General features: G+C 49.1%; 27 protein-coding genes. 16 read left to right on the forward strand and 11 right to left on the reverse strand.

Annotation, left to right across the window (positions count from 1 at the left end):
• Positions 1–45: 45 nt before the first annotated feature.
• Both ACCI51_RS04630 and ACCI51_RS04635 read right to left on the reverse strand, forming a co-directional pair.
• Positions 46–2,082 carry an NADPH-dependent 2,4-dienoyl-CoA reductase gene (locus ACCI51_RS04630; protein ID WP_299584563.1) on the reverse strand — a complete coding sequence of 679 codons (2,037 nt, stop codon included), beginning with the start codon at positions 2,080–2,082 and terminating at the stop codon, positions 46–48.
• A gap of 228 nt (positions 2,083–2,310) precedes the next feature.
• Positions 2,311–3,204 carry a LysR family transcriptional regulator gene (locus ACCI51_RS04635; protein WP_371842767.1) on the reverse strand — a complete coding sequence of 298 codons (894 nt, stop codon included), beginning with the start codon at positions 3,202–3,204 and terminating at the stop codon, positions 2,311–2,313.
• Between the two features lie 111 nt (positions 3,205–3,315).
• Between ACCI51_RS04635 and ACCI51_RS04640 the strand changes: the two genes are divergently transcribed.
• From ACCI51_RS04640 to ACCI51_RS04660, 5 genes are read left to right on the forward strand one after another with little or no spacing between them, the layout of a single operon-like run.
• The gene (locus ACCI51_RS04640) at positions 3,316–3,993 is read left to right on the forward strand and encodes a histidine phosphatase family protein (RefSeq protein WP_299584569.1); all 678 of its coding nucleotides are present in this window, start codon (positions 3,316–3,318) and stop codon (positions 3,991–3,993) included.
• Positions 3,994–4,022: 29 nt separating this feature from the next.
• Complete coding sequence (locus ACCI51_RS04645) at positions 4,023–5,255, forward strand: acyl-CoA dehydrogenase family protein (protein WP_299584572.1); 1,233 nt, start codon at positions 4,023–4,025, stop codon at positions 5,253–5,255.
• Positions 5,248–6,303: a phosphotransferase gene (locus ACCI51_RS04650; RefSeq protein ID WP_371842768.1), complete on the forward strand. Its 1,056-nt coding sequence runs from the start codon at positions 5,248–5,250 to the stop codon at positions 6,301–6,303. Before ACCI51_RS04645 ends, ACCI51_RS04650 begins: the two co-directional genes overlap by 8 nt.
• Positions 6,304–6,357: 54 nt before the next feature.
• A complete protein-coding gene (locus ACCI51_RS04655) occupies positions 6,358–7,134 on the forward strand; it encodes an SDR family oxidoreductase (RefSeq protein WP_299584578.1) in 777 nt (258 codons plus the stop codon).
• 1 nt (position 7,135) lies between these two features.
• Complete coding sequence (locus ACCI51_RS04660; RefSeq protein ID WP_371842769.1) at positions 7,136–7,912, forward strand: SDR family NAD(P)-dependent oxidoreductase; 777 nt, start codon at positions 7,136–7,138, stop codon at positions 7,910–7,912.
• 159 nt (positions 7,913–8,071) lie between these two features.
• On the opposite strand, the gene ACCI51_RS04665 is transcribed toward ACCI51_RS04660, so the two are convergent.
• From ACCI51_RS04665 to dinB, 5 genes are all read right to left on the reverse strand, one after another.
• Entirely contained in the window at positions 8,072–8,830 is a 759-nt protein-coding gene (locus tag ACCI51_RS04665) for a substrate-binding periplasmic protein (RefSeq protein ID WP_371842770.1), read from the reverse strand.
• A gap of 139 nt (positions 8,831–8,969) precedes the next feature.
• Positions 8,970–9,548: a hypothetical protein gene (locus ACCI51_RS04670; protein ID WP_371842771.1), complete on the reverse strand. Its 579-nt coding sequence runs from the start codon at positions 9,546–9,548 to the stop codon at positions 8,970–8,972.
• Positions 9,549–9,671: 123 nt separating this feature from the next.
• Complete coding sequence (locus ACCI51_RS04675; protein ID WP_299584590.1) at positions 9,672–10,121, reverse strand: hypothetical protein; 450 nt, start codon at positions 10,119–10,121, stop codon at positions 9,672–9,674.
• Between the two features lie 13 nt (positions 10,122–10,134).
• Positions 10,135–10,662 (reverse strand): RNA polymerase sigma factor, encoded by a 528-nt coding sequence (locus ACCI51_RS04680; RefSeq protein WP_371842772.1) that lies wholly within the window; start codon positions 10,660–10,662, stop codon positions 10,135–10,137.
• Positions 10,663–11,037: 375 nt separating this feature from the next.
• Positions 11,038–12,114, reverse strand: coding sequence for a DNA polymerase IV (dinB, locus tag ACCI51_RS04685; protein ID WP_371842774.1), 1,077 nt, complete (start codon positions 12,112–12,114; stop codon positions 11,038–11,040).
• 82 nt (positions 12,115–12,196) lie between these two features.
• Between dinB and ACCI51_RS04690 the strand changes: the two genes are divergently transcribed.
• Complete coding sequence (locus ACCI51_RS04690; protein ID WP_371842775.1) at positions 12,197–12,742, forward strand: carboxymuconolactone decarboxylase family protein; 546 nt, start codon at positions 12,197–12,199, stop codon at positions 12,740–12,742.
• A 75-nt stretch (positions 12,743–12,817) separates the two neighbouring features.
• Here ACCI51_RS04690 and ACCI51_RS04695 read toward each other — a convergent pair whose 3' ends face one another.
• From ACCI51_RS04695 to mutS, 4 genes are all read right to left on the reverse strand, one after another.
• Complete coding sequence (locus tag ACCI51_RS04695) at positions 12,818–12,985, reverse strand: DUF1328 domain-containing protein (protein WP_299584602.1); 168 nt, start codon at positions 12,983–12,985, stop codon at positions 12,818–12,820.
• 92 nt (positions 12,986–13,077) lie between these two features.
• On the reverse strand, positions 13,078–13,755 hold the full coding sequence (locus tag ACCI51_RS04700; protein ID WP_366525568.1) for a polysaccharide deacetylase family protein: 678 nt from the start codon (positions 13,753–13,755) through the stop codon (positions 13,078–13,080).
• Positions 13,756–13,811: 56 nt separating this feature from the next.
• Positions 13,812–14,135 (reverse strand): ferredoxin FdxA, encoded by a 324-nt coding sequence (gene fdxA, locus ACCI51_RS04705; RefSeq protein WP_020411359.1) that lies wholly within the window; start codon positions 14,133–14,135, stop codon positions 13,812–13,814.
• Between the two features lie 137 nt (positions 14,136–14,272).
• The gene (gene mutS, locus ACCI51_RS04710; protein ID WP_371842776.1) at positions 14,273–16,924 is read right to left on the reverse strand and encodes a DNA mismatch repair protein MutS; all 2,652 of its coding nucleotides are present in this window, start codon (positions 16,922–16,924) and stop codon (positions 14,273–14,275) included.
• Between the two features lie 1,499 nt (positions 16,925–18,423).
• Between mutS and ACCI51_RS04715 the strand changes: the two genes are divergently transcribed.
• From ACCI51_RS04715 to ACCI51_RS04760, 10 genes are all read left to right on the forward strand, one after another.
• The gene (locus ACCI51_RS04715; protein WP_371842778.1) at positions 18,424–18,834 is read left to right on the forward strand and encodes a DUF6559 family protein; all 411 of its coding nucleotides are present in this window, start codon (positions 18,424–18,426) and stop codon (positions 18,832–18,834) included.
• An 81-nt stretch (positions 18,835–18,915) separates the two neighbouring features.
• The gene (locus tag ACCI51_RS04720) at positions 18,916–19,350 is read left to right on the forward strand and encodes a hypothetical protein (protein WP_371842779.1); all 435 of its coding nucleotides are present in this window, start codon (positions 18,916–18,918) and stop codon (positions 19,348–19,350) included.
• 142 nt (positions 19,351–19,492) lie between these two features.
• Positions 19,493–19,972, forward strand: a complete 480-nt coding sequence (locus ACCI51_RS04725; protein WP_371842780.1) for an SIMPL domain-containing protein — start codon at positions 19,493–19,495, stop codon at positions 19,970–19,972.
• A gap of 19 nt (positions 19,973–19,991) precedes the next feature.
• Positions 19,992–20,159, forward strand: coding sequence for a hypothetical protein (locus tag ACCI51_RS04730; RefSeq protein WP_299584617.1), 168 nt, complete (start codon positions 19,992–19,994; stop codon positions 20,157–20,159).
• A gap of 104 nt (positions 20,160–20,263) precedes the next feature.
• Entirely contained in the window at positions 20,264–20,839 is a 576-nt protein-coding gene (locus ACCI51_RS04735; RefSeq protein WP_371842781.1) for a hypothetical protein, read from the forward strand.
• A gap of 121 nt (positions 20,840–20,960) precedes the next feature.
• On the forward strand, positions 20,961–21,464 hold the full coding sequence (locus ACCI51_RS04740) for a hypothetical protein (RefSeq protein ID WP_371842782.1): 504 nt from the start codon (positions 20,961–20,963) through the stop codon (positions 21,462–21,464).
• Positions 21,465–21,897: 433 nt separating this feature from the next.
• Positions 21,898–22,206, forward strand: a complete 309-nt coding sequence (locus tag ACCI51_RS04745; RefSeq protein ID WP_299584801.1) for an alpha/beta fold hydrolase — start codon at positions 21,898–21,900, stop codon at positions 22,204–22,206.
• 471 nt (positions 22,207–22,677) lie between these two features.
• The gene (locus ACCI51_RS04750) at positions 22,678–23,217 is read left to right on the forward strand and encodes a hypothetical protein (protein ID WP_299584626.1); all 540 of its coding nucleotides are present in this window, start codon (positions 22,678–22,680) and stop codon (positions 23,215–23,217) included.
• 73 nt (positions 23,218–23,290) lie between these two features.
• Positions 23,291–23,650, forward strand: coding sequence for a 2OG-Fe(II) oxygenase (locus ACCI51_RS04755; protein ID WP_299584629.1), 360 nt, complete (start codon positions 23,291–23,293; stop codon positions 23,648–23,650).
• A 909-nt stretch (positions 23,651–24,559) separates the two neighbouring features.
• The gene (locus tag ACCI51_RS04760; protein ID WP_371842783.1) at positions 24,560–25,084 is read left to right on the forward strand and encodes a sporulation protein; all 525 of its coding nucleotides are present in this window, start codon (positions 24,560–24,562) and stop codon (positions 25,082–25,084) included.
• Positions 25,085–25,267 lie beyond the last annotated feature (183 nt).

The following is a 25,267-nucleotide window of genomic DNA, read 5'->3' on the forward strand; positions in this document are numbered from 1 at the left end:
CGACCCAAATAAGATCCTCTAACAAGAGTATTGTCAGGGGATTTTTTAGATCTCTGCGGCGAGACGTGAGCCTTGGTCAATTGCACGTTTAGCGTCGAGCTCTGCGGCTTCGTCAGCACCACCAATCAGGTGGGTCTTTACACCGCGCTCCTGCAGCGCTTCATACAATTTGCGTGCAGGCTCCTGGCCAGCGCAGACAATGATGTTATCCACTTCCAGCAGCCGCTCTTCTTCACCTACACGAACGTGCAGTCCTTTATCGTCAATTTTTTCGTAAAGAGCACCGGCAATCATCTCTACGTTGCGGTGTTGCAGGCTGCCACGGTGAATCCAACCCGTCGTTTTACCCAGCCCGGCGCCCACTTTGGTGGTTTTACGCTGCAGCAGGTAAACCTGGCGCGGAGTGCTCACGGCTTCGCGGGGCTTCAGGCCGGAGCGTTGCTCCAGCTCAATATCCACACCCCATTCGCTGAAGAACTCCTCCTTGTCACTGGCGACCACGACCTCTTCGTTGGAGTGCGGGCCGTCGTGGGTCAGATATTCCGCCACATCGAAGCCGATACCACCGGCGCCGATAATCGCGACTTTTTCACCCACGGGTTTCTTGTGTTTGAGAACGTCCAGATAACCCATCACTTTATCGCTTTCGATACCTGGAATCGGCGGGGTGCGCGGCTCGATACCGGTGGCAATAATGACTTCATCAAAAGCTTGCAGGTTTTCTGCGGTCGCGATGGTTTCGAGTTTAACTTCAACACCGGTTACTTCCAGTCGGCGCTTGAAGTAGCGCAGGGTTTCCTGAAATTCCGCTTTGCCGGGGATCTGCTTGGCGATATTGAACTGGCCGCCGACCTTGTTGCTGCCTTCAAACAGGGTTACTTGGTGTCCGCGCTCGGCGGCGACGGTGGATGCGGCCAAACCGGCGGGACCGGCGCCGATCACGGCAACTTTCTTCACGTTGTCGGTGGGCAGGTAGTTCAGCTCGGTCTCGTGACAAGCGCGCGGGTTTACCAGACAGGAAGTGAGCTTCAGCTGGAAGGTGTGGTCCAGGCAGGCCTGGTTACAGCCGATACAGGTGTTGATTTCATCGGCGCGATCCTCTGCGGCCTTGTTGACGAAGTCGGAATCCGCGAGGAACGGACGCGCCATAGAGATCATGTCGGCCTGACCGGAGGAAAGTATGTCCTCGGCCACTTCCGGCACATTGATACGATTGCTCGCCACTACCGGGATGGACAGGTGTTTTTTCACCTTCGCGGTAATATCGGTAAATGCCGCGCGGGGAACATTGGTGGCAATAGTGGGAACGCGTGCCTCATGCCAGCCGATGCCGGTATTAATAATAGTGGCGCCGGCTTTTTCGATTGCCTGGCCGAGGGCGACGACTTCCTCAAAATCACTGCCGTCTTCCACCAGATCCAGCATGGACAGGCGATAAATAATAATAAAGTCTTCGCCAACAGCCTCGCGCACACGGCGTACGACTTCAATCGGCAGACGAATGCGGTTTTCGAAGCTGCCGCCCCATGCATCGGTGCGTTTGTTGGTGCGCTTCACGATGAACTGGTTAATGAAATAGCCCTCGGAGCCCATGATTTCCACGCCGTCGTAGCCGGCCTCGCGGGCCAGGGTGGCGCAGCGAACGTAGTCGTCGATCTGGCCTTCGATTTCCTCGCTGGTCAGTTCACGAGGTGTGAAGGGGTTGATCGGGGCCTGAATGGGGGAGGGTGCGATCAGGTTTTCATTGTAGGCGTAGCGACCGGTGTGCAGAATCTGCATACAGATCTTGCCGCCTTCGGCGTGAACGGCTTCGGTGACTTCCCGGTGTTGCTGGGCTTCTTCCGGGGTGTTCATTTTTGAAGCACCCTTGAATACGCCGCTCTCTTCGTTGGGTGCTATGCCACCGGTTACAATCAGGCCAACGCCACCGCGGGCGCGCTCGGCATAAAAGGCCGCCAAACGGGTAAAGCCACCGGGGTGTTCTTCCAGGTTGGTGTGCATGGAGCCCATCAGCACCCGGTTTTTCAGGGTGGTGAAGCCCAGATCCAGGGGGGCAAGCATATTAGGGTAGGCTTGGGACATGGCAAAATTCTCTTTTTGTAACCTTTAGGGTTCGTCTTTATCTACAAAGAGCTAATATGCAAAGAGTTGCATATCGTTACCCGCCAGGATAACAAGAGCCCCTGCAGTGAAACAGTGACCTTTCCGGTCGAATTCAGTGATCATTTCCCGACGGTTTATTAACCTACTTGCGTCCCATTCTCATTTGGCGGAACTGCCTGTTTTTAAAGGACTTTCTGCGCTGTTTATTTATGCCGCCAGTACCGCCAGGAGCTGCTCCCGCAGCCAGTGGTTCGCGGGGTCATCGTGTTGGTTTTTGTGCCACAGCAGATGCCAGTCCATCAGTGGGATTTGAAAGGGCAACTCGAATAATCGCGCCGAATACTGACCGGCCAGACTGGCCGGCACCGTTAAGGCCAAGTCGGTGCGCAAGACTACTAAGGGCGCTACCCGATAGTGCTGTACACGCAACTTGATATTGCGCCGCCGGCCGAGCTTATTCAGCGCAATATCTGCCAGGCCGGGGCCAGTGCGCCTGCTGGAGACGTGAATGTGTTCCAGTTGCAGGTATTGCTCCAGGGTCAGGCTCGATTCACTGGCCAGGGGATGCTCGTTGCGCAACATGCAGAGGTAGCGGTCCTGGTGTAGCCGCTGCTGTTGCAGCTGGGGTGCGGTAACCAGGGGGATATCCAGGGCAAAATCCAAAGTATTGGCTGCCAATTCCCTGGTCAACTGGTCCCTGGGTACATGAAATGACTCTACTGTCACTCCGGGCGCTTCTTTTTCCAGGCGCTCCAGCAGGCGCGGTAGTAACAGGGTTTCTGCCATATCGTTCATGGACAGGCGCAATGTCTTGCGCGCCAGGGCGGGTTTGAATTGTCGGTATTCGTTCAGGCTGGTACCCAGCAGGGAAAGGGCCTGTTGCACCCTGGGCATAATGGATTCCGTCAGGGGGGTGGGGGTCATTCCGGAAGGACCGCGAATAAATAGCGGGTCATCCAGAGTGCGACGCAGACGTGCCAGGGCGTTGCTTACCGCCGGTTGGGTGATATGCAGTTGTTCGGCGGCCCGGGTGAGATTGCGCGCGTTGTAAATGGCCTCCAGAACCAGAAACAGATTCATATCCATTTTTTGCAGCTGCATAGATATCTCAGTCATAACCTATGTGAATGATTGCATATTCGCACAATAAACTTTGATGATTCAATCGTGAGGGCTAGGGTTGGGGGAACTATAAAAAAAGAGGAGTGCGCTGTGGGTGAATCCATTGTGGTGCGCCATGGGCAGGCGTCCTTCGGCGCTGATGACTACGATAATCTCTCTGACGTCGGCTGGCAGCAGTCGCGTTGGTTGGGGGATTACTGGCGCCAGACCGGACAGCAATTCGACCGAATTCTTTGCGGTAACCTGCGCCGGCACCGGCAGACCACCGAGGGCATTGGAGAAGGTCTTGGTATTGATATAGGGAATCGCTTGACGGTAATTCCGCAACTGGATGAGTTCGATTTTCTTGAAGTGGCGCGTCTCTACAGCGAGAGAAATCCCACCGCCGCGCCTGGTGCCACGGCTCCCCGTGCCGATTTTTACCGCTTTTTAATGCAGGGAATGCTGGCCTGGTCATTAGGGGAAATCGCACCGGCAGAGAGTTGGCGGGAATTTGAAGACCGCATTCGTGAAGTTCTAGATTTCATCGGTGACAGCCCCAAGGGCAGCAAAACTCTGGTGGTCAGCTCTGGTGGTGTTATTGCCATGATGGTGCGGCAAGTATTGGGTGGCCCTCCCGAATCGGTAATCAAACTCAATATGCAAATCCAGAATACCGGCACCAGTCGTTTTTTCTCTAGTGCTGGGCGGGGCCTCAGCCTGAATAGCTTCAATCATGTGCCTCATCTGGAGAGGGATGAGCGCCATACATCTGTTACCTACAGTTAAACCTACAGCTTAATCCGGGGTGGAAAAACATGGAGTTTGAATATTCAGAAAAGGTGCAGGGCCTGCTGCAGCGACTCAAAGATTTTATGCGGGCACATGTCATTCCCGCTGAGAGTATCTATCTGCAGCAGCTGCAGGAAGACCGCTGGGGTGAGCCCCCCATTATGGAGGGCTTAAAAGAAAAGGCCCGTGAAGCAGAACTTTGGAATTTGTTCTTGCCCGATTCACGTTATGGTGCCGGCCTTACCAACCTGGAATATGCGCCATTGGCGGAAGAGATGGGCAAGGTTCTGTTCGCTTCCGAAATTTTTAATTGCAGCGCGCCGGATACCGGCAATATGGAAGTGTTGGCTCAGTACGGATCACAAGCACAGCGCGAAGCTTGGCTGCGGCCACTGCTAGAAGGCCGCATTCGCTCGGCATTTGCTATGACCGAGCCCAAGGTGGCTTCCTCCGATGCCACGAATATTGAAACCTCCATCGTGCGCGATGGCGATAACTATGTCATTAATGGTCACAAGTTTTATATCAGTGGTCTGATGAACAAGCGCTGCAAAGTCATGATTGTGATGGGCAAGACCGATCCCAGCAATCATGATCGTCATTGCCAACAGTCGCAAATCCTGGTCCCCACGGATACTGCCGGAGTGAAAATAATTCGGCCCATGCAGGTATTTGGCTACGACGATGCCCCGGAGGGGCATGCCGAAGTTATTTTTGAGAATGTGCGGGTGCCAACCTCAAACTTGATCCTTGGAGAGGGGCGCGGTTTTGAAATTGCTCAGGGGCGTTTGGGTCCGGGCAGAATCCATCACTGTATGCGGTTAATTGGTCAGGCTCAGCGCGCGCTGGAAACAATGGCGAGCCGTGCGGAAACCCGTGTTGTCTTTGGGCGCCCAATGAGTAAGCAGGGTTCTGTACGTGAGGATATTGCCAAGTCCGCCTGTGAAATTGAACAGGCGCGTTTACTAACTTTAAAAGCCGCCGCACAAATGGATCGGTTTGGCAATAAAGCGGCCAAAGACCTGATTGCGATGATCAAAATTGTTGCGCCGCAAATGGCCTGCAACGTGATTGACCGTGCGATCCAGATTCATGGCGCGGCGGGGTTAAGCCAGGACTATAGCCTGGCTCATCACTACGCTTATGCACGCACTATCCGTTTGGCGGATGGTCCCGATCAGGTGCATATGATGCAGTTGGGGCGCAATCTGGCGGCTCGTTACGCTGCGGAGACAGCACAGGGAGAGGAGCATGTCTGAAACCGTCAAGGCATCGCGTAGTTCGGTGGAGGCTTTACCTCTGGAAAAGCTGCAGAGGTATCTCAGTGCAAAGGTTGAAGGTTTTTCCGGGCCGCTAAAAATAAGTAAGTTTTCCGGTGGCCAATCGAACCCAACGTTTAAGTTGGAAACGCCTTCGAATACTTATGTGCTGCGTCGGCAGCCACCGGGAAAACTGCTTAAATCTGCGCACGCCGTGGATCGTGAGTACCGTGTTATGTCAGCTTTGGCCAGTACTGCTGTACCGGTGCCCAAGGTTTTTCATTTATGTGAAGACCGGGATTTGATCGGCTCGATGTTTTACCTGATGGAATATTGCGAGGGGCGTATTTTCTGGAATGCGGCAATTCCTGAAGTGGACTCTCCTGTGCGCAGTGCCATGTACGATGAAATGAATCGGGTACTCGCCGCTCTACATAGTCTTGACATCGATTCCCTGGGGCTATCCGATTACGGCCGCCCCGGAAATTATTTCCAACGGCAACTCGAGCGCTGGACGGGCCAATATCGTGCTTCTGAGACCCAGCCTATTGCGGCGATGGAGGAGTTGATGGAATGGCTGGGCACTACGCTACCCGAAGACGATGATCGAGTGGCCCTGGTACATGGCGATTACCGCCTCGACAATATGATTTTCCACCCCGAAGAACCTAAAATTATTGCCCTGCTGGACTGGGAGCTCTCGACACTGGGTCATCCGTTTGCGGACCTTGCCTATCAGTGTATGCAAATGCGGATGCCCGCTGGGAGCGACAAAATGTCTGGTCTGTTGGGGCTGGATCTTGCATCGCTGGGTATCCCTTCCGAGCAGGCCTATGTGGCGAAATATTGCCAGCGTATGGGGATCGAGGGAATTGATCACTGGCCCTTCTATCTGGCGTTTAGCTTTTTCCGCCTGGCGGCGATCGTTCAAGGGGTGGCCAAGCGCGCACAGGAGGGCAATGCCTCCAACCGCAATGCGGCAAGTCTCGGCGCTCTGGTGGCACCCCTGGCGCAAACGGCAATGTGTATTGCTACCGAAGCGGATTAGAAACACCGCTCAATAAAATATATTACGCTCAAGAGAGAATAATAAGGATAAAAAATGATAAAAAATCTTTTTGATCTCACAGGTAAAATTGCCCTGGTAACGGGTGCGAGCCGCGGCATTGGCGAGGCAATTGCGAAGTTACTGGCTGAGCAGGGCGCCCACGTACTGGTCTCCAGCCGGAAACTGGAAGGTTGTCAGGCTGTTGCCGATGCGATCGTCGATGCCGGCGGTAAAGCGGAAGCTATGCCTTGCCATATTGGTAATATGGAGGACATCCAGAAAATATTTGCTGATATACGCGAGCGCTTTGGTCGCCTGGATATTTTGGTAAATAACGCGGCCACCAACCCCTATTTTGGGCATGTTCTCGATACAGATCTCGCCGCATTTGAGAAAACGGTTGAAGTAAATATTCGCGGTTATTTCTTTATGTCTGTGGAAGCGGGAAAATTGATGCGAGAGCAGGGCGGTGGTGTGATTGTGAATACCGCCTCAGTGAATGCCCTGCAGCCCGGCGTTGGCCAAGGAATTTATTCCATTACCAAGGCGGCGGTAGTGAATATGACCAAGGCTTTCGCCAAGGAGTGTGCCCAGTTTAATATTCGCGTTAATGCCCTGCTGCCGGGGCTGACTAAAACCAAGTTTGCCGGGGCACTTTTCACTCACGAGGATATTTATAAAACAGCAATCGGCCATATCCCCATGCACCGTCATGCCGAGCCGGAAGAAATGGCGGGTACCGTACTCTATCTGGTTTCCGATGCTTCCAGTTACACCACTGGCGAGTGTGTCGTGGTGGATGGTGGAATGACTTCCTGCGGGGGGATTTAGTATGCATGATCCAATATTGGACTTCAGTGATCAGGTTGCATTGATTACCGGCGCGGCCAGTGGTTTTGGCAAACTTTTGGCCAAAGAATTGGGTTCTCGTGGAGCGCGGTTGGTGCTTGGGGATATCAATGTAGAGGGGTTGATGCAACTCGCCGATGCGCTGGGCAGTGATGGTATCCAGGTCCGAGCGCAGCGCTGTGATGTCTCTAGCGAGGCGGATTGCGTTGCCCTGGTGCAATTGGCCCAATCTGAATTTGGTGGCTTAAGTATGGCGATTAATAACGCCGGTATCGCCCCGCCGATGATGTCTCTCAAGCAGACGGACGAAGCGATCATGGACCATCAGTACAATGTAAATCTGAAGGGGGTTTTTTTGGGTTTGAAACATCAGCTGCCACTGATGAAAGATCGCGGAGGTGTCGTCCTGAATGTCTCCTCCATGGCCGGCCTGGGCGGCGCGCCGAAAATAGCTTCCTACGCGGCGGCCAAGCACGGGGTAATTGGATTGACTAAAACGGCAGCTATGGAAAATGCCAAGTATGGTATACGTGTTAATGCGATCTGCCCTTTCTACTGTCTGACTCCCATGGTGACTGCTGTGGAAGCTCCCGGGGCCAGTCCGGAAGAGGTACAAGAATTTCTTGCTCTAGGTTGCCCGATGAAACGCCTTGGAAAGCCCGAAGAAGTGGTCGCTGCTATGTTGATGTTGCTCTCGCCTAAGATGACCTATGTGACCGGGCAGGCGTTGGCTGTGGATGGTGGATTATCGGCTTATTAATGTCGTAAATTTAATAATACCGGTTTGTGATTGGGTTCTGAATAATCTAACGATTGCCTCGTTGACGATCTCAGCCCGAAAAACCTCTAATGTCCAGGGGTAATCGGGCTGGTTTTCTGTGATTTTGGTTGAACCATTTAATCTTTGAATCTAACAATTTTATTCACAGATACTTGCCTCTTGTGAGACCTTATATTTTTTAAGCAGAGATGCATAAGTCCCGGTTTCGCAAAGTCGGGACAGGCCACGGTTGAACGCATCTCTTATGGCTTCTTCCTTAAATGCCATCTTAAACTTTGAAACTGGATCGAATATTCTGTGGATGTCGACTTCATCCATCGTGTGTCCTTGTTTGTTTGATAGATAAGAAAAAATAGCCCTATCAATAATGGCTACAGAATTGTCTCTCCGCCAGAATTCCTGAACCTGCTTCCTTGAGTCGCCGATTTCCACATAGTATTTGTGAAGGGGTTTTCCAGGGTGGAATAGCGCCGCAAACTGCGTTCCCAGATCTGAGTGGGCGCCCTGCCAGGCTATGATGTGGTGTCCTGCCAGGTCGGAGATTTTTTCGATTTTGATGTTGTCCTTTTTTTTGCTGATGGCAGAGTTCACAAACCCAATATAGTTGTTGGAATAATAAATCTTGCCATTTTGACCTAGAACATTTGTCTCGGCATCAGCAATACCGTGTGCAATGGCACCCTGAATTTCTGCCCAGCCCATTTGTAAAAAAGACACGGTGTGGCCCGGGAGGGATTGAAGAATAATGTCTACTTCTAGTCCACTTTGTGCATGATCAATTATATAGGGTGGCGCATCGTGAGATATGGCAACTTTTAACTCCTTTGAGTGGCTGGGGAAAATAAGGCAAAGCAGAAGAAAGAATAAGGATAGAGAAGATATTACTTTCAGTGACATATTGGTGGTATCTGCTATGTAGATGGCCCAAATTCTGAAGGGATAGCACTGGGATCGGTCAATTCGATTGATCCATCGTTGTCATTGGTCCTAGTATTTTTTCGAGTGTTAAGTATACCCAAACGTACCATTTCTCGGGTTAAAGTGATGCCAGGGATTGGCGAACGATGTTTAGATGGGAAACCGGGATGCCATTTTTAAAATAGGCCCCGGTAAAATCCACTTGCTGCACCTCGATATAACTTGAGAGTAGAGGACATCCCCAGTAGGGATTAGCCCCCCACCAGCCATATTTTCCTGCCGTCCTCGGATTTCTTTGGAAAAAATTATGTGCCTGGCGGACATTGTCATATCTTAATCTAAAGGTTCTATTGTCGAATACACTGTGTGCATCGAAAATTACGAGGTGGCTTAGGGTAATACCCATACGCCCAAGAATATTCGCCAATTTGATTGCAGAGTTTCCCCCCCGGCTATAACCAAAAAGCAGAAGGAGTTTTCCCTGTGCGGCCCCCTGCATTAGGTAGCGCCGTACCCGGCGCTTTGCAACGGGGCTGAACATGGCTCCGCCCATTTGGTTGACCCAGGTGCGCAGCGCCTGATTGTCTCCCGCATTTGGGCCCCCTGCGCCATAGATGCCGGCTACGGCCAGTGTCTTTCTCGATACCAGGTCTCTGTCTGGGCGAGCAGTGGGAATCCCATTGTTGACTAGGGTCATTAAGATACTGCCGAATTACCCTTGGATACTTTATTCTGCCGTCTAGACAAGCTTAAGAGGGGATTCTGTAAGCCGTGTGGGATCTCAAACAATAGCGACAAAAAGACCAATGGAATTTCGGCACTAGGGCAGCAGGCGACAGCGCTTCTGCGCAGCCTTGCGCAGTTCGCGAGGCAATGCCTGTTCCTCTGTCGCTTTTTGCTGGTATCGCCATTCCTGGCAGAGGGCAGCATAATTTTGAGCGCTGACTTGATCCTTTAGACGCTGCCATGGGTCTGGGATCGCTTCAGGCTCCGGTGGAGGGGGTTGCCATTGAGAAAACTCCTGGGTCGTTAACTGAAGCTCACTACCCGATGTCATACCGGGGGTTCTGGCGCCCAGGTGCTGCGCAGGGTGAATCAACATTAAAAGTGCTGTCACTAATGCACAGCTCAAGGACGCTCCGGACAACATCCGCGCTATATCCTTTTTCGGCTGATAACCACTGGCTTGCAGCAGGACTTCATTGTCCAACTGTTGCGGGGAGGTAAAAGCTGACACCTCTTCGCGGTATTGGTGTTCCCAGTTACTCATGCTTCTACCTCTATCACTCTTTTATGGCCTCCACTTGCCAGGGTTTTGCTTCTGATCCGTAAATCAAGGTTTCTACTTGTTGTCTTGCCAGCTGGTAGTACTCTCGGCATTTTTTTAGAGACATCTTTTCAATATCAGCGACTGTGGCAAGAGAAAGCTTGCACTCCATGTGCAGTAACAACACATTGCGTTGCAGTAACGGGAGTTTTTGTATGGCAGCGATAACCTTATTTTGTTCGGGCATCATTTGCGACGAAGTTTGACCGATTGGACTTGAGTATTCCCGCAGAGCTTTGTTGACTTGAATAAACAGCCAATTGCGAAATAGCCGGCCGTGAAGTTGTGGAGGGTCTTCCAATACGTTTTGCCAAAGGGTCTGCAGCAGTTGTGTCGTAGAAGTAGATGCCATTTGAACACAATAACGGTATAGAGCATCTTTGTGACGGGCGTAAAGAGGCCTGAAAACAGCCAGGCTGCGCGTTTCTCGGTAATGTTCGAGAAGCGATTCATCGGAGTAATGTTGGAATGCTTTACGAGACAAAGTGTCGTGCCTCCATACGCCGATAATCCGGGCTCTAGAAGTTGCTTGGCCAGGATTTATACGGCGTTGATCCTAAAAATTGTAGTATGTTTAAGCGGCAAAATTATTATCCTCAGAGCGGGCCAGCGAAGTTATTCGTGGGCCGACCTAGACTCTTTGGGCCTGCGAAGTATAGATGGCTCAGTCCTGCCAGGTTTTACATCGGGTAACGGGTAACGCCATATTTTGATGAACGGTCGTTTGACGCGCTATCCTTCTTTTCGCGGTCAAAATGGCACAAAATGTATTTATTTGGCTGATTACATATTGATTCACGAGATCATTACTTTTCAGGCAGAGGTGCACACGGCTCAAGTGCTGCGCCCAAAAGTAGTGTCAGTGGATTGGCAAATCTGGCAGGGGGAGAGGTAACTGCAATGGCCCATGCTCGGCGCGGAGGTCCTTTAATCGCAGCCCCACACCCAATAGTCGAATGGGAGCCGCACGTTTATCCCAGCACTCCTGTAAAAGCTGCCGGAACTCAGAAATCCGTCCCGCGCGGCTGTTGCGTTCATGGGTACTTTGAGAAAAGTCTGCATACTTAACTTTCACAGTGGCGCCATTTACTTCGTAGCGATCACCGAGTTTCTCCAGGCGTTCAAGTAGGCGCACATACAAGCTAGTCATTTCTTCCAGCCAGTCGTCAAATGCACGGAGATCTCTGTTGAACGTGCGCTCCACACTGACACTTTTTCGGGAGCCATCTCCAGTCACCGGGCGCTCATCAATACCGCGGCTCAATTCGTACAGTCGGCGTCCAAATTTACCAAATGATTGACTCAGTTCTACCTGAGAGTACAGCCTTAAGTCTGCACAAGTATGAATGCCAATACGGTGCATTTTCTCTGCGGTGACACGCCCGACTCCATGAATCTTATTGACTGGCAAGCGCAACACGAATTGGTCGACCTCATCGGGAGTAATAACGGTGAGCCCATCAGGCTTGCGCCAATCACTGGCTATCTTGGCCAGGAACTTATTCGGGGCGACTCCGGCAGAGATCGTGATACCCAGAGTTTCCCTAACTCTCTGGCGGATCTCCTCGGCTATTAGTGTGGCGCTGCCGTGGCAGCGCCCACTATCGCTAACATCAAGGAAGGCCTCATCGAGTGATAGGGGCTCAATATCATCAGAGTAATCGAGGAATATCTCGCGAATCTGGCCGCTGGCTTCCCGGTACTTGGCCATGTTACCGGGTACTACAATCAAGTCAGGACAGAGTTTCTTGGCCTGGGCGGTGGGCATGGCGGAGCGTACCCCATAGCGGCGCGCTTCGTAATTGCAGGTAGAGATCACTCCGCGGCGATCGCTACTGCCGCCCACTGCGAGGGGGCGCCCACGTAGGTTGGGATCGTCACGCATTTCGACCGAGGCGTAGAAGCAATCGCAATCACAGTGAATAATCTTCCGCATGCTGTGATTATATACAGTGTTTTATCGTGCCAGGAAGTTATTTATGCCAGTGGTCTAACCCGGCTGGAAAACAGGTAGGTGAATGATGAGTAGTATTCCCTTAGTGGAGACCCCTGATTCGGATGAAGCCTCCAGAGTGTTCGCAGAAATCCAGGACGAACTGGGCGGGATTCCCAGCTTATTTCGGATTTACGCCCACCATAAAGAGCTGCTATTGGCCAATTGGCATAAATTCAAGGCGTTGATGCTGCACGGTTGCCTCTCGGCGCAACTGAAAGAGGCTATCGGTCTTGCCGTCTCTGCCGATAATCACTGTGACTATGGTATCTACCACCACAGCACCTCGCTGCAAATGCTCGGGGTTACCCCCGATGAGATTATGCGTATTCGCACGGAGCCAAAGAAAGTGCACTTCTCGGACAAAGAGCATGCCCTATTCGACCTGGCCCGCAATGCCAATAAATCCCCGGATGATCACCGTCAGCACTTGATTGCTGAAGCGCGTAAGCTGGGTGCGGGGGATGATGAATTATTGGAAGCGCTGGGGGTCATGGAGCTGGTTATGGGGTTTAATCATTTGGCAGAGGTCTTGAGCCTGGTGCCGACCAGATTGCCTCATAAGAAGTAACCCCGACGGGAATGGCGGGGTTACTCATAGGATTTTTACAGACCTCAAAGCTTTCGGGGTCACTTCCCCAGATTTTTACTTGGGTGGTCGACCCCTGCCGAAGATCAGGGCTAATACGAATAGCACGATAAAGATAAAGAAGAGAATTTTGGCTATTCCTGTCGCCGTGGTGGCAATACCGCTGAAGCCAAAAAAGGCAGAAATCAGCGCAATAATCAGGAAGATAACGGCCCAACGCAACATAGTGGTCTCCATCGTATGATGTAGCGGGAACCGGTGATTGTGCTCAGGGCCCGACTCCCTACGGCTATATTGGTAGTGTATTGAGGCGGTAATTACAAACTTTCATTACTGTCAGCATCAATGATCTGCGCTAGGCGCACAAAATGAAATCCCTGTTCCTTTAATTGAACACTGATCAAGGGCAGGGCTGTGACCACTTCCGCGCCGTGTTCATGCATGGGGTGTAACATAACCACGCTGCCATCTTTGGCATTCTGGACTATATAGTCGGCTATGGCCTCAGGTTTGCTCATATCTACATGCCGTCGCGGCTCTAAATCCCACTGAGCTACCTGGAACTTCTGTTCCGCCAGCAGGTTGCCAAGTTCTTTAGAGATATTTCCGAATGGCGGCAGGATCGTCGGCCGCTCCCGGTAGCCATGATGCTGTAGCAATTTACAGGTTTTCTTAATTTCTGCTTTAGCGCTGCTAAGTGGAAGGTTTGCCAGGCTGACGTGAGAGTAACCATGATTTCCCAGTTGGTGACCGGCATTGATAATGGCACGGGTTTGCTTGGGGAAGCGCTCCATTTCCTGGCCTACCAGAAAAAAAGTCGCATCGATTTGCAGCGTGTCCAACTGTTTCAGTAATAACTCGGTCACACCTGGCACCGGCCCATCTCCAAAGGCCAGGGCAATCCGTTTGCCCTCACTGGGTTGGGCAATGACTGTTAGTGAAAAGCATAAAAATATATTCGAAATCGCAGTTATTATTATTCTCATTTGCTGCATCAGCTTTACTGGTTGCCAAAATGAAAAAAGCCGTCGATGACGGCTTTTGTGATTTGCTATCGCTCGAGCAGTTCGAGCTTGCCTTTCTTCCCATCCCACTCCTCGGCATCGGGTAGCGGGTCTTTTTTCTCGGTGATATTGGGCCAGACTTCGGCGAGCTCTGCGTTCAGCTCAATGTATTCCTGCTGGTCGTCGGGTACTTCATCCTCGGAGAAAATCGCGTTGGCGGGGCACTCCGGCTCACACAGGGCGCAATCGATACACTCGTCAGGGTGGATAACCAAGAAGTTGGGGCCTTCGTAAAAACAGTCTACCGGGCAAACCTCTACACAGTCGGTGTACTTGCACTTAATGCAGTTTTCCCCAATTACGAATGTCATGATTGTCCCTCAATAGTGCGCTGATTCTTTCGAGCACGGATTTTATCAATTACTGGCGCGAATTGTAGTGGCTTTTCAGTCGATTTAGTTCACTGTTTATAACAAGATGCATTGGGCGGCGGTTGCCGCCCAGCCTTTTACTTCAATAACTTGCGTAAAGAATAGAGTGCTTCCAGAGCTTGACGTGGCGTCATATCGTCTGGGTCCAGCTCTTCTAGGGCGTCCACCGCCGGGTGGCCGGGGCTGCCAAACAGGTCAACCTGCTGGGGAGAACCGGGGGCTGTAGCCTCTGGAGTAGCGATTGTTTCTGGTGCTTGTTTGGGAGCTGGTGCGGGATTCGAGATAGGCGCTGGCACATCCACGGATTGAGCTCCGGCCTCCAGTGCCGCCAAGCGAGCGCGGGCCTCGGTGAGCACATCTGCGGGGATGCCCGCCAGCTTGGCCACCTGTAAACCGTAACTCTTAGAGGCGGGGCCTTCCTGGATACGGTGCAGGAAGACAATTCCCTCACCGTGTTCGGTAGCATCCAGGTGAATATTGGCCGCTTCCGCACACTGGTTGGGCAGATCGGTCAATTCAAAGTAATGGGTGGCGAACAGGGTGAAGGCGCGCACTTCACCGGCCAGGTAGTGCGCGCAAGCCCAGGCCAGGGAGAGCCCGTCGTAAGTACTGGTACCGCGGCCGATCTCATCCATAAGAACTAGGCTGTGCTCGCTGGCATTTCGCAGGATATTGGCAGTCTCGGTCATCTCCACCATAAAGGTCGAGCGGCCACCGGCCAGGTCATCGGCGCTGCCGATGCGGGTGAAGATGCGGTCGAGCAAGCCGATTTGAGCCTTGTCTGCGGGTACATAACTACCGCAGTGCGCCAGCAGGGCGATCAATGCGGTTTGGCGCATATAGGTAGATTTACCACCCATATTCGGGCCAGTAATCACCAACATGCGGCGGTTGTCGCGCAATTCGATATCGTTGGCCACAAAGGGTTCGTCCAACACCTGCTCCACCACTGGGTGGCGTCCGCCGCTGATATGCAGGCCCGGCTCGGTGCCCAGCTCGGGGCGGCAGAGGCGCAGATTGTCGGCGCGCTCCGCCAAACAGGCTAATACGTCCAGCTCAGAGATGCCCGCGGCGGCGGCTTGCAACTGGGCCAGGGAGGCATTTAGTTGACTGATGAGCTCTTCATAGAGCGCCTTTTCCCGCGCTAGGGCGCGGCTCTTGGCGGAGAGCGCCTTGTCTTCAAACTCCTTAAGTTCCGGAGTGATAAAGCGTTCGGCATTCTTCAGGGTCTGACGGCGAATATAATCCGCTGGTGCCTTGTCGCTCTGCCCACGGCTGATTTCAATAAAGTAGCCGTGCACCCGGTTGTAACCCACTTTCAGGGTGGGAATACCGGTGCGCTCTTTCTCCCTTACTTCCAGTTGCACCAGGTAGTCCCCGGCGTTTTCGCTAATAGCGCGCAGCTCGTCCAGCTCTTCGTCGTAGCCGGTGGCGATAACGCCACCATCGCGTATTACGACGGGTGGATTCTCAATAATGGCGCTCTGCAGTAACTCTACAGTCTCAGGCCACTCACCGACCTGGCCGCACAGTTCTTTTAATAGCGCGGCGTCTGACTCCGCCAGCTGCTGCTGGATTTCTGGGAACTGTGCTAGGGACTGGCCCAGTCGTGCCAAGTCACGGGGGCGCGCGGAACGCAGTGCCAAGCGGCCCAGGATTCGCTCCATATCGCCCACGGGTTTGAGGGCATCGCGTAGGGGCTCAAAGCCATAATCGGCAATCAGTGCAGCAATGGCATCCTGGCGCCTGCGTAGGATAGTGAGCTGGCGCAGCGGATTGTTCAGCCAGCGGCGCAATAGGCGACTCCCCATGGCGGTTTTACAGCTATCAAAAACTGACAACAGGGTGTTGTCATCACCGCCATTCAGGTTTAGATCGATTTCCAGGTTGCGGCGACTGGCGCCATCCAGAGCGACCGTTTCATCGCCACTTTCGGTCAGCAGGCCGCGAATATGGGGCAATTCGGTGCGCTGGGTGTCCCGCGCGTATTGCAGCAGGCAACCGGCGGCCACCACAGCGCCATGCATATGGCTGCACCCGAAGGCTTCAAGGTTCATGGTGCCAAACTGCTGGTTGAGTAAGCGCAGCGCGGTTTCCAGTTCGAACTCCCAGGGCGCGCGGCGGCGCACACCGGCACGGCGCTCGATTTCCACTGGCAGGGCAAGATCCTCCGGCGCTAACAACTCCGCCGGATTGTGGCGCAGAACCTGTTCGGCCAGTGCTTCCAGGGTATCCGTTTCCTGTATCACAAAGCGGCCGGTGGCCAGATCCAATAACGCTAAGCCGAATACATCACCCAGGTGCGAGATGGCTGCCAGCAGGTTATCGCGACGGTCGTTAAGCAGCGCCTCATCGGTAACTGTACCGGGGGTCACAATACGAACGACCTGTCGCTCAACAGGCCCCTTGCTGGTGGCCGGATCACCAATCTGCTCACAGATTGCTACAGATACGCCAGCCTTAAGCAAACGCGCCAAATAGCCCTCTGCCGCGTGATAGGGAATGCCTGCCATCGGGATTGGCTCCCCGCCGGATTTGCCCCGAGCGGTGAGGGTGACATCCAGCAGTTCTGACGCCTTCTTGGCATCGTCAAAGAACAGCTCGTAGAAATCTCCCATGCGGTAGAACACCAGCTCTTGTGGATGCTGCGCCTTGATGCGTAAAAACTGCTGCATCATAGGAGTATGTTCGGGTTTATCGGCTTTGGTCTTATTTGCGGTTCTTGGCATTTTATTCAATAAAATCAATAAGTTACAAAAAAATTTGCAACCCCGAGAGCCCCGCAGGAAACGCGGCTGGCTCAGATCGGGGTAGGGGGCAGGCTTGTTTGCGGGCTTAATATGCAGAGGCGTTCGATCAAATATTGAACGGAAAGCCCAAACCTGATGTTCCTGAAGCGCGCAATTACAGCAGGTCTGGGCAGAGAGGCCCAGCCCAAAGTTCGGAGGGCTTCTTTACAGGGGGCGCAGAATAGCAGAGTGAGGGGCAAACCACTATGGATGGCCGGCGTGGAGGTTGTGGGTTGTTGTAACATGGAGTTTCTGTTGTGGGTTAGTGATGTTGCTTCTTGCTTTTTGCTTTTAAGCTCAAGCCGTCAATATTCCCCATTTAAATACTTTTTTGAAGAAAAATCTCCCGTGATAGTCACCCTTAAAGTTGGGTAAAAAGATCCATTAAATCAGAAAATTTTTCTTCTAATGAATACGCTGGCGCATCAACATTGTGAATAAATGGAAAAAAAGGGGTTCTGTCCTGCTTCGTGTGTCAGAGATTGAGAGGCGCTTCTTATTTTTCTGGGAAAAATTTCCTAACTTATTGATATTTATGGGAATCAAAAAATGATATATGGCAGAGAAAGCCCAGAAATGTAATGCATCGGCTATATATCTACTTGTATAATTTTGCGCCAACAGAGAAAAGCCGCTGATAATATTGATTTTTTCAGGGTTTTATGGGTGGATGCGGAAAAACTATATAAAAGGGTGATATATAGACGCTTCTTTTGAATTAACTGTTATGTGTCATCGAGTTTATGAGTATCGAGATAGGTAAAGTCAGAAAATTGGAGCAGAGAAGGCAACTTCTCTTACTTCCAGTCGCGATCGCACTTACGTGTGTCTGGGTGGCGCTGTATGTATTTCATGTAAGAAATGACATCCAAGTGTCAGGCATTCACCTTTGGGGTATTTCAAAGTACATTTGATTTAATACCATTATAGTTTTTGCTGGTCTTTCTACTTGCAGTTTATTTTCCTTTTTCTCTAGATTACTAATATGGTCTCGTTTAAAAAGCGTGCCGAATTTTCGGGTGAAAAGAGGAATCGCTGTAGCTCAGCTGGTGAAGTGCATGTTAATTGCAATTATCTCTTTGGTTATCTTCATGATTTTGCATCAGCTAATCTTAGGTAATGTGCAATGGATCAATCGCCAACTATCAGTCTATTCAGTTGCAGTGGAGTTGGTCTCTTTTTGTATGTGGTTTGTCGGTACAATACTTATCCTGGGAGCGTATGGTGGCTACTTGGTTTCATCAATTAAGGCACCGTTCCAGTTCGTAAAAAACAATGAGATCCACATTGACTTCAGTGCCAACGATGGTGGGACCACATAACAAGCAGCGGCAGAGCGACAACCAACGCTACGCACCTTTTGTGTTACTCGCTGGCACTCAAACATTAACACGAAATGCGCTCCGCGCTGGCTGCGCTGGGCGTTAACTGTTCAAAGTATGAATCGCATAAGAAATTTTTTCTATGAATTTCAGTATTCTAAGTATGTGAGAGGACTGCCTTTCTATGTCGTGCGACATTCTGGGATCAAGAAATCTTACTCGGCCAAAGACATAGATCGAGCGATTGAGAAATATGGGTTTAATTGCAGGTATTCACCAATCGGCTATGCGATACTTGGAAACAGGAATAAGTATAAGTTGAAGGCGAAAGCCTATTCACCACATCCCTCACGTGAATATATTCGAGATAGAATCTCCAAGAGGTACTTTAAAAGGGAAGGATTTCGGGTTAATGAGCTAATGAAACTTTCCCTTTTCAAGTTCACAGCTAAAGGAGAGCTTTTTGTTGATCCTAATGAATATTGGGAGTGTCTGGCTAAGATCGAGGAGCAAACAGTTAATAAGTAAAGGCGCCCAACGTCAAAACCTCCGCTGCACTTTGGTTTGGCTCAGGTGCTTTAGGTGTTATGCAATGGTACTAGATTAGTTATGAAAATAATTGAAGAATACACAATCCAAGAGCTGCAAGAAGCAATCGTAGGAATAGACAAGGAAGCTAACCCCGAAAGATATGCGGAGATAAAATCTGAGTTCTCTAAAAAGAAGATAAAAGTTCAAGAGTTGCATCATAAGATTTTAGAACTGTCAGGTGCTAACCCCATACAAAGAGCAGCCAGTGAGAACGTAAATTCGTTTACTTTTAAGCGCTGTTTTCTTGCTAGCTGCTGCAGTATAGGTCTGCTGTGGCTGTTTCTTGGAGTTTTGGGTCTATTAGGGCTGGGTACGGTCACGGCAAACGGTGAGCAAGTACATGGTGTTAGTGCACTAGTTACAGCTGCACTTGGTGGTGGGTTGAGTTGTCTAATCGTAGCTTTTTCGGTCTGGGTAGGTGAGAAATTACTCCAGGTCTTCGAAAATGCATAACAATCACAGGCCGTATGCTACGGCCCTGCTTGCTTCCGCGGGACGTCTTACCTTTGGCGCTACAACCCAATGAGAGATCAGATATGAGAATTGGATTTTTCTATCAATCATAATGTTTGCCTTTCCTGCTTGGGCAAATCCTGTGCCGGACTTCCCTTTTGTAATTGTTACGGAGAGACTCGATAAAAAAGCGAAACCGGATTACGTGAAAATTCAGTTTAACTTGTTGGTATATGAAGGCTCCTCAGAAAAGGCTGTCGAATCACTTTCGAGATCAGCTATTCAAATGCTTGAAGTTCTTGAAAAATATGAAATCTCCGCCAGGAAGATAAAATCAACAAAAATCGATAAGAATGCTAAGAGGGCCAGAAAGGATGGATTTTTTAATCTAGATATTCTGGACTACGAAGTAACGCAGGATTTTAGCGTGGAAGTTGAAAATCTATCCAAATATCCAGAAATAATGAATGGCCTTTTCGAGTTGGATGGTGTTCAAAACTTGGATGCGTTCTTCGAAACTAAAAAGAAGAAAGAGTATCAAGATGAAATGATCGCAGAGTTCAGTCAAAAAAGTGCGAGAAAAGGCAGAAACTCTTGCAGAAGTTCAAGCACGAAAAGTTAAGTCTGTATATGGAGTCACAATGGAAGGAAGATTCGGACAAGCTTACGCAGTATTTGCATTAGAATTCGGGCCTAGTGAAATAATGACGGCTTATGATGTCGGCAAGTCCGGTATGGGTTTAATTATGTCAGTGCCTGAGTATATTGAAGTCAATCAGCATATTACTGCTATATGTGAGTTGAAATAGGTGTTGTGCAAAAAAAGTAGTGGCAGGGTCATCAGTTTGACGGCCTTACGCGGCGCTTCAGGCGGTATTAGAGAAAGTTTTATTCATAGAAGAAGGAAAGATAGATGTTTAATAGGTTGATGATTGTATTTCTTGGGGTTTTGTTTTTTTCAGGCTGTGCGACCCAAAGTAATCATATGACAAAAGTTACACCGGAATCCGTTATAACAAAACCCGAAGAAGGTAAGGCGTTGATTCATTTTATTAGACCTTCCAATTATGGCGGAGCAGTTCAGTCGACGATTTACAACGAATCTAATTATCTAGGTACAGTGTCAGCGCAAACAAGAGTTGCCTACCAAGCGGACCCTGGCAAGCATATGTTTATGGTTATTGGAGAAAATGCAGATTTCCTTGAAGCGAATCTCTTGGAAAATAAAACCTACTATGTTTTGGTGTCGCCCAGAATGGGAGTATGGAAGGCTAGGTTTAGTTTAAATCCCGCAAGTGGAGATGTATCTCAACAGCAGATTGATAGCTGGTACAATAGCACAACCGAAGTTGTGCCTAATGAGGCTGGTTTAGATTGGGCAAAAAGCAAAGCAAGTGAAATTGAAAAATTGAAATCTAAGTATCTGCCTAAATGGCAACAGAAAGCTGAAGGTGATAAACAGAGATTAAAGCCAGAAAGCGGCATATGATATTTCCAACAAACTGTTGAGTGTGGACCTAGCTACGCTCCACCAGCATGTGGTTCACTCGCATTACCACGTGCTGGTTCCTCTGCACTGGGCCAGTTAACACGACGTTAAAGAGCTAATTATGTATCGAGTAGTATTCGTGGTTTTTACAGTCTTGCTTCTATCTAGTTGTGTTGGCTTAGCTGTTGGCACTTATGGGAAAAAAGAGTGGGCTAGAGCCGATTTTCGTCTAGCCAAAGAGCGAAATCAGTTTGCCTTTGAGAAAAAAGATGAACCGTATACGGAAGAGGGGATAATCGAATATTGGGGGCAGCCAGACTCTGTAGGTGCATTCAAAGAGTGTAAAGTTTTAATTTATAAAGATGGAGCCTCTTGGGCAGGTGGTGGAGCATTTGTAGGGGACGTACCAGTACCGCTTCTAGTTCCAACGGGCACATACAAAAATCGGTTTTACCTACAGAACAATTCTGCAATAGGTCTTGTCCAAGAGCACGGTGAGGTAGACCGTGCAGTTGGTTATACCTGTGGTGGCAACGAATGCATAACAAGCTCTGGTGAAAAAGTAAATGAGCCTGAAATTAATGCTCAGGAGGCGGTTGACCAGTGGTGTGCTAAATCCCCTTAACAAGCCAGTCAAAACGACATTCTTTCCGTTGCTTTAATTTGTGCTTTTATGCTACTACAAACCCATTAACTAGAAAGCTGTTCTTGCTGGTGCTGGCGTTTAAGGAAATTACGTAAAATCTGGATGGTTGCTTTTAATAGCTTTGTTTGCTTTTAGTGCTGTGGCTGAAATCAGTCTTTTGAAAATAAAAGGCTACAATGTTGAATATGAGGTAAAGGAAATGGGCAGCACACTGTTCTCCTCGTGGCTGGTGGCTCTGCTCTTTTATCAGACTGGGACCCAGTCTTTGAAGATTTAGCAAAAAAGCAAAAGTGGTTCGCTATTCAAGAATTTGAAATGGAGGTTCTGAGAAGATCAGGAAAAACTATACCTCCCTGCATTCAACTCTGAAGAATATGCTCAAGAGGCATCTTTTTTTCTTGATGCTTTAAAAATAGAACAACCTGTCGTTTATGTGGCTCACTCTTATGGGGCGTATATAACAAGAAGATTCGCTTCAATGTACCCTGATAAAATCTTGGTTTTAATGCTGATAGAGCCTGCTTCAGAGTATGACGTTGATATAATGCGTAAAATTGATTTAGAGTTAGCTGGAAAACAAATAGCCCAAGTAAAGCTAGATGATCTTGCCAGTGGTATGTCTAATCAGTATCTAGACTTTTGGTCAAAAGGTCCATTACCAGATTACCCCCCAAATACCAGGTATTCCAGTAACTGTAATAGCGTCAACAAAAAAATTTGAAGACTCACCACTTTTATTTTTCACGGATCCAACTCGCGATATGTGAGGGCAATTGCACTCGGGCTGGGTACATTCTTTTCCGCAGGGCAAAGCAGTTTCTACAGATAAAAGCTATCGTTATCCACAAAGTTAGGAAGGTAAGCTTTCGTACAATTTTTGATCGCTGCGACAGGGCTGTTTTGGGTCAGTTTCTATTTATATTGATTGCAATTGTCTTCTTTTTAATTTATATCGCGCATAGCAAATTCGTGGTGTTCCAGTGGTTCTTCTACTGCCTCTCTCAATAATGTTATCATTCATTGTGTTTATAGTTGCTTGGATAAAGAGGTGTTCCGTAATTTATAACTATTAAACCAACCAGCTTCTCTTCGGCCCTATAGGCCTCCATCGGACAGCCTGCTCCGCTTCGGCTGCCGGTTGTTGCGACGTTAGATTAGTAATTAAATATAACCGATGAAAAAGGAAGGATAAATGAGTTCCTATAAAACAATAAAGCCACTTCTTATGATAGTGGTGTTCTCCATATTGTATGGTTGCGGCTCTGCGCATGTGAAAACTGATATTCAATCCCAAAATATTGGGAGTTACAGAAATATATTAATTCAAGATGTAAGAGTATATTCTAATGAGCAAGCAGCGAAGAGTAATGCTCCACTTCAAGAAAAATTGAAGAGGTGGGAGTCATATTCTCGTACTCAACTTGAACAATATGTCAACGGCAGTAAATACACGCTAATCAACTCGCTAGATGAAGCAGAAGGGAATACATTGCTAGTAGATCTTGATGTCAATGTTCAATATGGCAACAGGGCATTGCGCTGGGTTGTCGGTTTTGGCGCTGGAAAAGGTGGTGTGGACTCAGTATTGACCGTTAAGGACTCTGAAACTGGCGAGGTTATGTATAAGGCTAATGCAGATAGTGACTTATCCATGGGAGGAGCCGGCGGAGATATAGGCGATGTCCTTGAGGAAAATATAAAAGAACTTATTAAGCAGTATAGTGACGCATAAATCTAACAGTTCAAGTAAGAGGGGCGTGCCAAAGCGCGCCTCTTCTTGATGTGTTAAGCGTCTGAGTAACTGAATGATCGAGATTAAAAAATTGAAAGTATGGAGATGGGAAAAGGGTAGGCAAGAAACTGGTTATGAGAAGTTCTTTTTGATCGGTTCTAAATGGCCAATTCCTTTTGATTTTTATATTCTTCGGTTCAGGGAAGGCGCTGAAATTCCGCCTCACACAGATAAAGTTACGGAAGGTAATCACTACCGCTTAAATGTAGTTATAAAGAAAGCAAAAACTGGTGGTGAATTTTTATGCAGGTCACCGATCTTTGAAAGTTCCCGGGTGAAATACTTCCGTCCAGACCTTTCAGAGCATTCTGTCTCAAAGGTGGTTTCGGGTACTCGCTATGTACTTAGTCTTGGGTGGGTGTGGCAGGTATAATAAGTTGTTGTATCCGATCACCTACACTTCGCCCGCTTTGTGCATTGCGCTACGCTAGCAAAAAGTGGCTCCATTCCATTCCGGTTGCATAAAACGTGATGTGGACGCAAAAAAAATGGGGAAAAACATGATTAAGATCGTTCTGATAGGTTTCACTGTTGGGGCACTTGTCTCAATCCTCTATAGCTTTCTTACTGTATCCGCGATTGGCAGGAATATGATGACTGGTGAGCCCATGCGCTTTAGAGGATTCCAAGCGATCTATGTCTTCATCAATGAGAATGGGCTGGTTATTTGGTAAGTTTGCTGCCCGTGTTCATAATCGCTATTTTGGCTGCTTGTGCCATCGGGTACTTTTGGCTGCGTAGTCCATAACAAGTGATTATGGTCCTTCGTCTAGTGTTTAAGCCCTGTTTTTGTCTAGGTAGGTGTTGTTTTTCACCACCATGTTCTGGATGGTAAGTTGTTTTCTCATACGAGTGATGAAGGCTGCATTCTAAGTTTTGCCAGCATTGACTAGGCGTTTATGTATTGGTTTTTGCTTACAGTTATATTTCTCTATCAGAGGAAAATTATGTTTTTTCTTGGTTCACCGTCAGGTTCTCTCTCTCTCAGCGCTATAAAGCCTCTGGCTGAGTAAATTATCTGTGAGATAGCTAATACGCGTGATGATACTTTGATCTACACGCCAGTTACCTCTTATTGTCTAGTGTCGGTCAGTATGGTTCGCCTATTTAAAATGTTGTCATTTTTTATTACGGCTAAATCTAAATAAGAGCTTGGTTGTTTTTATGTAATCTATATTTTTAATATTCTGAGCCTGATAGTTTGATAGTTTGATAGTTTGGTAGATGAGTAGGTGTAATGTTTCAGAAGTTAAAAGCCTCTTTGGGAATCGGTGCCGCGAAGGTGGATACGGTGCTGGAGAGTAGTAGCGTATTTCAGGGTGAGGTTATCCGCGGAGATATTCATATTTTGGGTGGTGACGTTGAGCAGGCTATTGAGGCGATCAGCGTAAAGGTATGTACTCAAGTAAAAGTTGAAACCGATAGCGGGATTAATTATAGCGATTTTGTGCTGGATGCTGTTCAAGTTGTCGATACATTCACCATTGGTGTTGGTGAGAATAGGAAGCTCCGCTTTGAGATCAAGCTAAATGACGAGGTGCCGATTACTGTGCTGAGGGCGCGGAAAAATCAATGCAGGGTTTGGCTGGAAACCGCTCTCGATATCGATTTTGCATTAGATCCAAAGGACAGAAACTACCTCGAAGTTAATCCATTGCCTGTTGTAGCAGATATTATTGCGATGATAGAGCAGAGCGGTTTTAGCTTGGTGAAAACCGATGTGGAAAAGGGTACCTTCGAGGGGGCTCATTTTCCTCACGCTCAGGCTGTTACCAGGAAATTGAGTTTAAAGGTGGCAGCTTTTTAGGGGCTAAAGAAATTGAACTTTCCTTTACCTTAGATGCGGGCACCATTCACTGCCTTGCGGAGATAGACCGTAAATTTGGCGTGCGGGGTGATGAATATCTCTCCTTTTCACTCGGCATGAATGCCTGTGAGAGGGAAATTGAGTCAGCGGTTGCGTCTATTCTTTCTCGCTAGTGGGTCTGTT

It is taken from the genome of Microbulbifer echini, from assembly GCF_041447225.1.
Taxonomy (GTDB): domain Bacteria; phylum Pseudomonadota; class Gammaproteobacteria; order Pseudomonadales; family Cellvibrionaceae; genus Microbulbifer; species Microbulbifer echini.